The 1786-nt window shown below is 56.6% G+C and carries 2 protein-coding genes; one reads left to right on the top strand and one right to left on the bottom strand.

The window, feature by feature from the left end; all coding sequences use genetic code 11:
- A partial coding sequence (locus WH5701_RS00180) for an FAD-linked oxidase C-terminal domain-containing protein (RefSeq protein WP_006169745.1) occupies positions 1-963 on the top strand: 963 nt, incomplete at its 5' end.
- A gap of 1 nt (position 964) precedes the next feature.
- Here the strand turns inward: WH5701_RS00180 and xth are convergent.
- A partial coding sequence (gene xth, locus WH5701_RS00175; protein WP_050751358.1) for an exodeoxyribonuclease III occupies positions 965-1786 on the bottom strand: 822 nt, incomplete at its 5' end.

The raw sequence follows: 1786 nt of genomic DNA, 5'->3' as shown, positions 1-1786 counted from the left end.
AATCACGTGCTCGGTTTGGAGGTGGTGCTTCCCGATGGCAGCGTCACCCAGCTCGGTAATGGCTTGGCCGAGTCCCAAGAGCTCGATTTGCGCGGCGCGTTTATCGGCAGTGAGGGCACTCTTGGGATTGCTACCGCAATCACGCTTCGTTTATTGCGAGCGCCGGAGTGCGTCAACGTGCTGCTCGCTGATTTCGAAACGATGGAGGCTGCTGGTGAAGCGGTGCGGGCCGTAACGGCAGCAGGTTTGCTGCCAGCCGGGATGGAAATCATGGATAACGTCACCATCAATGCAGTGAATGATTTCTTCGGGTACGACGAATATCCGCGGGACGCTGCGGCGGTGTTGCTAATTGAACTTGATGGCCAGGAAGCGGAGGTTCAGGCTTCCGCTGAACGGGCTGAGCAGCTGTGTCGTGGGGCTGGTGCTCGCGGACTGCGTCGAGCCGAAGATCCAACCGAATGTGCGGTGCTTTGGAAAGGGCGCAAATCCGCGTTCTCGGCAGTGGGAAAAATCACCCCCACCTACTACGTGCAGGACGGTGTCGTCCCCCGAAGCAGCCTTCCGTTGGTTTTGGCGGCGATCGAACGACTCAGCCATGAGCATGGTTTGCCTGTGGCCAATGTGTTCCATGCGGGTGATGGCAATTTGCATCCGCTGATCTTGTATTCCGCTGCGGAGCCCGAAGCCGAACAGCGGGTGAAAGATCTCGGCGCAGCAATTTTGAAAGAGTGTCTTGCTGTGGGAGGAAGTATTAGCGGCGAGCACGGCGTCGGTGCCGACAAACGCTGTTACCTCGATTGGATGTTTGAGCCTGAGGATCTACACACCATGGGTTTGTTGCGACGCGCTTTTGACCCGGATAACCGAGCGAACCCTGGCAAGGTTCTTCCCACCCCACGCACGTGCGGTGAATCTGCGAAGCGTTCCGTGACGCTTCAGTCCACTGTCGAGCTGTTTTGACTCAAAACAGCAAGTCGTCGTTCTCGTTGTGGCCGTCCTCGTCGTCGTCGCTTGGTGGCCAATCCAAATCAACACTCACGGGAGCGTGGTCGCTGGGTTTGTCGTTGCCCCGCACGGATTTGTGGATCACACAACTGCGGGCCAAACCCAACAACTCGTCGCATAGATAAATGTGATCAATCCGCCAGCCGCGATCTCGATCCCATGCGCCGCTGCGGTAGTCCCACCAACTCCAATGCCCTGCATCCGGTTCGAAAACCCGAAAGACATCCTGTAGGCCGTTAGCAAGTGCCATTTGCAGCGCTTGACGTTCGGCATCGCTTGCCATGATCCCGCCACTGAGGCGATCGGGGGCATGCATATCTCTGGCTTCGAGAGCGATGTTGAAATCCCCAACGACGCAAAGAGGCTCACCCCGCTTCAAGGGGTGTTCCAGATAGCGCTTGAGGCACTTCAACCACGTGAGTTTGTAGGGATATTTGTCAGACGTCAGGCTGGAGCCATTGGGCACATAGAGATTCACAACGCGAACCCCATCAATCAACGCGCTGATGACGCGCTTCTGCTCTCCCAAGTCAAGCGCTTCTGGATCCTTCTCGAGTTCTCCAACGAATCCGTAGCGCACGTCATCAAGGGGGGCACGACTCACCAGTGCGACACCGTTGTAAGACTTTTGCCCATGAAAGTTGACCCGCCATCCTTTGGCCTCAAAAGCTTTTGAGGGAAACAGTGGGTCATCCACTTTGGTTTCCTGCAAGCAAAGCAAATCTGGTTGAGCTTGCTCGAGCCAGCTCAGCACTTGATCCAGGCGTGATCGCACTGA

The sequence above is a fragment of the Synechococcus sp. WH 5701 genome, from assembly GCF_000153045.1.
GTDB lineage: Bacteria > Cyanobacteriota > Cyanobacteriia > PCC-6307 > Cyanobiaceae > Regnicoccus_A > Regnicoccus_A antarcticus.
This window is presented reverse-complemented; position numbering and strand designations above follow the sequence as displayed.